The organism is Proteiniphilum sp. X52 (assembly GCF_003712195.1).
Lineage (GTDB): Bacteria > Bacteroidota > Bacteroidia > Bacteroidales > Dysgonomonadaceae > Proteiniphilum.
Map to the genome: position 1 here is coordinate 1 of NZ_RDSD01000039.1, position 8,379 is coordinate 8,379.

Here is an 8,379-nt window from a genome sequence, read left to right on the forward strand (position 1 = left end):
AGAAACTTTATAAACATGATTTATTTTATCTGCGGAAAACTAAAATTCGATTACCCACAGTATTTCATATAGAACCAAAAAATATTTTCCTTCATAAGGATCTAATGTCACAATATTAGCTTGTTTATTATTTTTATTATAAACACCTAATAGATATCGCCCTTTATGTAATAATTTCACAATAAGGTGATTTTCCGTTTCCTGAAAGTTGTAAAAACGATATATATATTCATTTTTCAATTCAAATAACCTTTTTTCATTGACCACATCGGTTTCATTTATCTTCGGCAATGACCACTTGCCAAAATTGAAATTATATTTTGTTGTCAGTTTGTTGTTTTCGATCACATAGATATTGTAATCCCTAGGGGTAATATAGTAGTACATGTTTTTATAAGCGGAAAAAACCGCACCGTCTGTGGAATATTGGCCTTCCCATATTTTATCTATTTCAAAATAGTGATCTACGGTTTTTAAATTTTCGTTTAATAACCATAAATTGTATGGTTTTGTCCTGTCTTCACTATAATTACCCATGTAAGCCAAATATCCTTTGTCCATTTTTCTCATGGAAGTGAAAGATTTCGGATTTTTTCCTATTGTCCGCAATTCTTCCCCTTTCAAGTCATATTTAAATAATTTTTTATCTATCCTGCTTACAATATTAAGGGAAGAATCCGCCGGATCGACAAACATATCCGTCAGTTGGATGTATTCTGCTGGGCCATTTCCGAAATTGGAGATAGAATGAATCAAACCACCTTCAAGATTGAATATATAAATACTCATATTTTGGGTCTTATCCATCAGGTAGATGATCGTGTCGAATTTAACCACTTCATCGATATTACCAATGATGACTTCCTCACAATCAAGGCTTATTATCTCCACATCTTTTATTAAACCGATATCGTGAATGCTTTTTAGCTCTCTTTGAATATCAAACTGGATAGATGTGGTTTCTTCCGGATCATTCTTTATTGATTTATTTTTACAGCCATATGGCAGAAAAAAAACGATCATTATCAAATAAAAAATATTTTTATTCATATCAGTTTCGTAAAATTAGTTTCACTTTTCATACTTAATTTGACCCTGTAGCCAGTTTACATTGTATTCCCTTTTTAACTTTCAATCATCTAAATGATATTCTACAAAAACGCCTTCAGGGTTATACCCTATTCCGTAAATAGCATTATTATCCCTATCATATTTCATCGAGAATAACGGAATTTCCAAATGATAATATTTAATTGGCACTCCATCCCAATTATAGACCAATAAATGTTCACAATAATGACTTTCCATACCCGCTTTCTCAAAAGTTTTTCCGGAATATAGCGCATAAACATGTTTATCGTCAGAATCCAATGCGCAAAATCCTATTTTACTTTTTCTATCATAAGCTATATTCCCTCTTTCCATTACCATGAAAATAGGAGGAAAATATTTTATCTCCTTTTTTTTAAAAAGCTTATTATGGTTAGTAATCTCACAAAAAGAGATTACTCCTAAGCTTTGTGTTGCAGCAGCTAGTTTTTTTCCATCGGGACTGAAAGAGGTATTATCTGATCCGTTTCAGGAACCTATTCCAATTGTATGCTCCTGAATGAGGATCCGCCGATTTCCAAACCAGTGACGCTTTCCCGACGATCAGGTCGTCGGGAAGCAATCCCCAATAACGCGAGTCTTGTGAATTCTCCACTTTATCGCCTCCCATAAAATAATAATCATGGTTGAAAGTATATGTTTGTAAAGGCTTTCCGTTATCCCGCAACGTATCATTCTCAAACGAAAGTGAATAGCCTTTTTCCCACTCGATGATCTTTTTGTAGATCAACCAATTTGTCCTGTCCATTATGAGACTGTCTCCTTTCCGGGGTATATAGAGGGGGCCGAAATTCTTGATATTCCACTTCAACACGGAATCCCACGGAAAAGTATTATATACTCCTCTTGGTAATGACTCTATCGGTTTATCAGTCAACGCCCGTTGCCCCGGATAATTTCCCAACCGTTTCGTCGTGTCGGAGTTCACGGTATAGATGCCGTTCACAATACACAGTGTGTCCCCCGGAATGCCTATACAGCGTTTAATAAAGTATTTGGCCATGTTCATCTCAATCTTGTCCCATGTGTTGGGGTGGGGGATATGAAAAACAACCACATCGTTATTTTTAATCCGGGTAAAACCCGGCATACGTTTGATTTTTACTTCTTTCCCTTCCACCGCGCTGAACAGGTCGAACAACCGGGCGCCGTAAGCCAGCTTGTTCACCAGCACATAATCGCCCGGTACAATGGTAGGTTCCATGGAATCCGTCGGTATTTTATAAGAGCCGAATACGAAAATGCGGAGAACGACAAAGCCGAATACAACGATGGAGGCATAGTAAAACAGATTCAGAAGGATGCTGCCTGTTTTACATATTATTTTTCCTGACTTATTCATGGGCTACTCCTTTCTCTTTCAGTATTTTTCTTACTTCGTCGCGCATTTCGTTGATGGCCATGGAGTGTACTTTTGGTTCCTTCTCCAGCACGGCGCTTGCCGCGCGAAGCATCTTTTCGGGTTGATAATGGGCCGAGTCGGCATATAGTTTTGTCAGTAAATAGTAGGGGTAGATGCGTTCAGGTAACAACCAGGTGGAGTTTATATAACATTTTTCAGCTTTGTGGTATTGCCCCATTTCGTGGTGATTACGTCCTTTCACGTTATAGAACATCGGGTCGGAACTTTTTTCAAGGCCCCGGACAAAGACACTGTCGGCTTTTTCCCGTTGTCCGGTTGCGTTCAGCACAATTCCGTACTCAAAAACGAATTTCGGCTCGTAATTCAGCACAGGGTAAAGTGCCGCGTAATCGTCCGTCACGCTGTCGTATGCTTTCACGGTGTAAAGGGGTTGGAGTTTCTTCCATTCTTTTTTTGCCTGGGAAAACACTTTTTGCCGTGAAGCGCACATCACAGAAACGAAACATAAAGTTCCCGCTAACAGGAGGGAGAGGACTGTTTTTTTCGATCCGTAAAGAGATGTCCGGTTTTTTTTACTGCCTGATCCGGCTGTGCAGATGCTCCCTAACAATACCCAAACAACCGGAAACTGGCACAACTGAAAGGGATAGGAGGCAAAAGCGAATACCGATAAGGCCACGAAACTTCCGGTTGCTCCAATCTGTTTGTTTCGAATACCCGATTTAATAATCAGGAATGAAAGTAAAAGAAACAGGATGAACCCGAACAGCCCTTGTTCCAGGAATATCTGCAAATATTCGTTGAAGGCATATTCCGGACTTCCCGCCACTAGTTTCTCGGTCTCATTTGCTCTTCCACTTTTAAAATATTCTATTTGCGCTTTTGCGTAAGCGGCGGGAAATCCGCCCAACCCGGTTCCCTTCATGGGGGAATCCCGTATGGCCAATGTGGTGATCTTCCACATGAACAGGCGTCCGTCCGCAGAGTCTTTTTTGAGATGGTAAATGCCGTAAGCAGCTACAAACAGAAACAGACTTAGAATGGTTGCGCCAAGGATGCGCTGTCTCCTGCGGCGTTTCCAAAATAGGCGTAACTTTACAACAACGCGTTTGTCTGACAGGAGTACGAACAGGCATCCCACGATAGCCGCGATCCATCCCGCACGGCTCAATGTGGCGGGAAACACCATCAGGCAAACCGCCCCGGCGAAAAGGAAAAGGTAACGGGTCAGTTTGTTTTTATCCCTGTAAAATAGCCAATAGTGCAGGGCTAATGGGAACATCAATGCAACAAATCCGCCGTACGGCCCGGGATTGAAAAAAGAGCCCGTGGTTTTAAACAAGACGTGTTTTGTTGGCAAATAATGATATAACTGCCCCAATCCCCATGCGGCTTCAATCAACCCCCAAAGTAACAGGCCAGTTGATACAAGCATTTTGCATTGTGGGAAAAACCGGTATATGGTCTTTAAAATGAACCAAAGGAACACTATTTGAATAAAAAACAGGAGGAACTCCGGCGAAAGGTTCTTCCCGTATTGATAAGTTGCAAATACTATTCCCGCGAATAACAGCATTGTTATATCACTGACTATAGATATATTGAATTCATTCTTTGGATACATAAAAGTGTGTTGAGAAATAAATGCTTAATGCAATCAGTTTACCTATGCAATATTTCCGCTCACGATGATTTGAGATGGCGGATCATCCATTATTGAAGATCTTTTACCGTAAAAAAGACCAATACATCGTTATCCTCTTCCTTTATTTTTGATAACTCTCCATGAAAAAACTCCGGATGTGCCGTTCTTTTTTCAATGATCGATGAGGCGGGTATCAGAGCAAAGAATTTTCCATCGTAAACCCCATTCATCAGTGAATAGACGGGAAGATTTTCCCTTGCGTTTGCGAGAACCCGACTACCGTTATACAAAAATGTATTCGTTGACAGATCAAAAAAAGTACTGACAACAAAGCCATCCTTTGAAAACGTGAAATACAGTATTTTCCCTGCCACATACACATCTCCTATTCCATAAGCGTAACCGGAGTTTGGAATTTCGATGTGCCTTATTTTTTCTTCAATCATTTTCATCGGCAGCCGATTAGGAAGATTTATTTCATATGCAGCTTTGATTCCCGCTTTTTGCAATGCGTAAACGATGTTATCGAATGGGCGCACGAAAAGCAATTTGTCTTCGTTGTAAAAAAAAGATTTCATGTCGAAATTAAAATCCGCGACCGCATCGTGTGGAAGATACATTGTGTCAATTTGCTTCCCGCTCTCTGAATGCAACAGGTAAAACTGATGTTCTTTTTGCACATCAAAGCGCATGTCCATGTTTTTGAAAAAGAACGCACCGTCAATAAACCCCATTTCGGTGGGAGCCATATATAGTGTTGGAATACTTGATAAGTATTTTCCTGTTCTCAAATCATAAAAAGACAACTTTCTCTTTTCATCATCGAAGGCGATGATTCTTTCCGAATATCTATCAATGGCAAAATCTTTCAGGTTTTGGTATTCCGTCGGCCCGGCACCTCTGTCGTCAATCTTAAACATCACCTTTCCTTTCATGTTAAAACAGATAATTTTAGGTTCGTTGTCAAGAATGCAAATACGGTCATCATGAATAATTGTCTTTTCCACTTGGCCGACTAATGTTTCGTTTGATAACGGAATATATGAATCCAATTCAATAATGTCCTGAATCTCATCTCTGGTGATGTCGGGGGGGACATCAATCCTTTTTACGGATGAAAAATCCGCTTCTTGCCTTATTGTTTCTTTCTTGACACAGCTAAATGTAATACCCGGCACAAACGCAATCCACAATAAATAACGTACTATATGCATGACTAAAAAATAGCAAGTTTAAAAATAGCCTCCGCATTCCACAGGGGTGCAAGTGCGGGATGCGTCAGCTGTAATCTTACAAATCCTTTTAACACTACTTGTAAACATACCGCCGCCTAAATCCAACATGCACCTTTCCGTTCTTGGTTCCCGTCCATAATTATCCAGATGGCACTCATCGCAGCCGTCTTCAAGTTGTGCCAATGCTGCGATGAAATCCTCACAATCCAGGCTTATTATCTCCATATCTATATTAAACCGATATCGTGAATACTTTTCCTCGCTCCTTTAAGTTTGAAAATCAACGGTGAATCTCCAATTCGTTATAACGCTTCCTTCCAGTTAAACTTTATCATTTGATCAAGTCCAACAGCATAAATGTCGTCACCCTCCAAAGTAAACTTCAGCAATATATGGTCTTCATCAAGTTTTATATGTTTCTGTAATTCGCCATTGTGTTTAAGTATAACGATGCTTTGGGGAAAAACGTCTCCTTGCTCAAAAGATTTACCGCTAAATGAAAGAAAAAGATACTGCTTACTCAATTGAATATCGTAAAAACCTTGCTGATTATCCCTTGCCCAATTGAAAGCAGGAGTTGTATCATATTTTGGGGTAGTGAAAAATGCATCCCACTCTTTTTTGACGCTACCTTTATCAGTTATCTCATAACAAGCTAAATAGCCGGTAGGCTGGGAAGCAAAATACAATTTATTACCTTTGGAGGCAAACCAACCGTATAAATAGGAGTAATTCGCATCAGGCATCTGTTTTATCGGCTTTTCACCAAAAGTTTTAATGATTTTCAAATCTTTATCAAACAGCACAAACATATTTTTGTGTCCAAATAACGCTTGGCTTACATAATACCCGTTCTCCATCTTATGGAGTCCTAAAGTTGAAATTGAATCTGTATTGACTTGAAATCTCTCTTTAGAGGTTAAGGAAATTGAATCGTTTTCGATAAGCGTTTTAAAAGATACCATTTTTCGCAGATTCGTATCATAGATTTCTATCACGCTATCATGATAGTTATGATAAATGCAAGAAGCCGACATAAAATCATCAGGACCACTACCGATTTTCCCCCAATAAAATTGATGGGCTGTTTTTCTGTTATAAAATAAAAGCGATTTACCCATCATTGGCTGTGTAAATAACAGATAATCCCCATATGACTTCATCTCAAGAGGTGGTTGCATAATAAGTTCGTCAGATAGCACTTCAGGAGTAATAACCTTCGGTTGAGGTAATGATACAACTTTTATATCACTTTGATTCTTACAAGCCGTAATCAATATCAATAGTAAACAAATATATACTTTTCTCATATAATCATCTTATTGTTCCGTTAAAACTCTCAACAGAAGTGAAAAAATAAGCACATGGATTATAGTTCGTAAGACAAACATCACTTTTCATACTATTGTGCACTCCGAAACCTGCGGTTGCCAGAAGCGCGAGGGCGAATAGGGCTAGAGTGGAAATTTAACGAGATATGTTTCACTATTAGGATCAATTCCGTACAAAGTTTTATCAAATTCATCCACGGCTATTTTACTGAGATCTGTATCCAAATTCAACTTTTTTATGGCTTTACCATTCCAATCAAAAACAAGGATGGTATTTGCAAGATAAGATTTATAAATGTCATTCCCAATAATTTTATTGGCATATAAAAGATATATGAAATTTTGAGTACCATATGCGTCTACAAATTTAGTATTTGAATTTCGGTCAATCGCGGATGCAATTGTTGTAATTCCATCTCCCTCAGCTTTAAAATGAGCTAACTCCCCATGGAATTCATATATTTTATTCAATTTATTATCCTGCTCAATCTTTATGATTTCAAATATCTCAGAATCCTCACAGGCAAAAAAGAACCTTTCCCCGTCAGGCCTTGCCATCAATTTGCCTTGAAAAGCCATTGCTTTATGAGCATTAGTTAAGTTTTCTTTATTGGGGACGTGAGGGTAATCAAAATTATAAGAGATTTTTTCTCCATTTTTGTTCATTAATAAATATCTTCCGTTAGCGAAAGTCCCAGTGGCAATGAATAGATTCGATTTTATGGGAGACAAACTCATGAACATTTCCTCTGATTCTTTTAAAAATTCATTTTTTTGAATCGTGGGAGATACCGGATCTTTTAAGTTAATAGTGTACAATATATTTTTATTGGATTCAAAAAAACTAATGCTAGTTTGGTCTACAATTGAAACACTTGTGGGTAAACTCGAAATATCCTCTGGTCCTTGTCCCAATTTACCAAATTTAGACAGCATCTCATGTTTTTTTAAGTCAGTAATAGAAAATAAAAAAATATTATCCACATCATAAGCAATTAAATTATCGTTCAGACAAATCATTCCAAAAACCATCGAAAATATAGAATCATTTTTAAGTTTAATAGCTTCATTTTCTATATTTTTCTCCTCTTTAAATTCATTTATTATTTTTTTTTTGTGGCTTTTGTTACACGAACAAAAAAGAAATACCCAAACTACATAATAAATTAAGTGATGTTTCATCTTGCTCCTCAAACATTATAAGAGATTTTTAAAAAAGATCTCTCTTCATATAACTGCAAGAGAGAACTTTTACTTAGCCTTAAACTTACCAAATCCTTTTTCCTTTATAAGATACCCCCATATCGAATAGGCAATACCAACGCCTCCACATTTGCCAATGCCAAATCACTTAATCCGGCATGACTTTTCAAACTTTTGTTCACTCCCAAACCTGCGGTTGTGAGGAGTGCAAGGGCGAACAGCCCCGATAAAACTCTTTTCTCCATCGACACAAATTTAAATGAATGATATGATTATTTATAGTTCCTTCCTCCGAAGGAGAAGGAGTTTTTGCTTCTTCATTTTCAATAAGTTCATTTTGTCCATTTCGCAAAGGTGGCAAAGTTCATAATTTAAACCAATTTTTTGACTCACTTATAACTCACTTTTTATAATACATTGAAAATCAATATGATATTTTATATTCATTCCTGTTTTTCTTTATAGAAAATTAAAACAGGGTTTAGTTCTTCA

7 protein-coding genes and 1 pseudogene are annotated in these 8,379 nt (G+C 37.6%); all 8 read right to left on the bottom strand.

What is annotated here, in order from left to right; all coding sequences use genetic code 11:
• Nucleotides 1-39: 39 nt before the first annotated feature.
• Nucleotides 40-1,050, bottom strand: coding sequence for a 6-bladed beta-propeller (locus D7D25_RS17165; RefSeq protein ID WP_122970146.1), 1,011 nt, complete (start codon nucleotides 1,048-1,050; stop codon nucleotides 40-42).
• Nucleotides 1,051-1,131: 81 nt separating this feature from the next.
• Nucleotides 1,132-1,545 (bottom strand): annotated as a pseudogene (locus D7D25_RS17170) (BF3164 family lipoprotein); the annotation flags it as partial.
• A gap of 19 nt (nucleotides 1,546-1,564) precedes the next feature.
• Nucleotides 1,565-2,452 carry a signal peptidase I gene (gene lepB / locus D7D25_RS17175; RefSeq protein WP_122970148.1) on the bottom strand — a complete coding sequence of 296 codons (888 nt, stop codon included), beginning with the start codon at nucleotides 2,450-2,452 and terminating at the stop codon, nucleotides 1,565-1,567.
• The gene (locus D7D25_RS17180; RefSeq protein WP_255417376.1) at nucleotides 2,445-3,908 is read right to left on the bottom strand and encodes an O-antigen ligase family protein; all 1,464 of its coding nucleotides are present in this window, start codon (nucleotides 3,906-3,908) and stop codon (nucleotides 2,445-2,447) included. Before D7D25_RS17180 ends, lepB begins: the two co-directional genes overlap by 8 nt.
• Before the next feature lie 278 nt (nucleotides 3,909-4,186).
• Nucleotides 4,187-5,332, bottom strand: a complete 1,146-nt coding sequence (locus D7D25_RS17185; RefSeq protein ID WP_122970150.1) for a 6-bladed beta-propeller — start codon at nucleotides 5,330-5,332, stop codon at nucleotides 4,187-4,189.
• 323 nt (nucleotides 5,333-5,655) lie between these two features.
• Complete coding sequence (locus tag D7D25_RS17195) at nucleotides 5,656-6,663, bottom strand: BF3164 family lipoprotein (RefSeq protein WP_122970152.1); 1,008 nt, start codon at nucleotides 6,661-6,663, stop codon at nucleotides 5,656-5,658.
• Nucleotides 6,664-6,807: 144 nt separating this feature from the next.
• Nucleotides 6,808-7,866: a BF3164 family lipoprotein gene (locus D7D25_RS17200; protein WP_122970153.1), complete on the bottom strand. Its 1,059-nt coding sequence runs from the start codon at nucleotides 7,864-7,866 to the stop codon at nucleotides 6,808-6,810.
• Between the two features lie 104 nt (nucleotides 7,867-7,970).
• A complete protein-coding gene (locus tag D7D25_RS17205) occupies nucleotides 7,971-8,132 on the bottom strand; it encodes an NVEALA domain-containing protein (protein ID WP_122970154.1) in 162 nt (53 codons plus the stop codon).
• Nucleotides 8,133-8,379: the final 247 nt, after the last annotated feature.

Coding starts and splice junctions, on each gene's coding strand:
- D7D25_RS17165 (WP_122970146.1), bottom strand. CDS start 1,050: ATGAATAAAAATATTTTTTATTTGATAATGATCGTTTTTTTTCTGCCA.
- lepB (WP_122970148.1), bottom strand. CDS start 2,452: ATGAATAAGTCAGGAAAAATAATATGTAAAACAGGCAGCATCCTTCTG.
- D7D25_RS17180 (WP_255417376.1), bottom strand. CDS start 3,908: ATGCTTGTATCAACTGGCCTGTTACTTTGGGGGTTGATTGAAGCCGCA.
- D7D25_RS17185 (WP_122970150.1), bottom strand. CDS start 5,332: ATGCATATAGTACGTTATTTATTGTGGATTGCGTTTGTGCCGGGTATT.
- D7D25_RS17195 (WP_122970152.1), bottom strand. CDS start 6,663: ATGAGAAAAGTATATATTTGTTTACTATTGATATTGATTACGGCTTGT.
- D7D25_RS17200 (WP_122970153.1), bottom strand. CDS start 7,866: ATGAAACATCACTTAATTTATTATGTAGTTTGGGTATTTCTTTTTTGT.
- D7D25_RS17205 (WP_122970154.1), bottom strand. CDS start 8,132: ATGGAGAAAAGAGTTTTATCGGGGCTGTTCGCCCTTGCACTCCTCACA.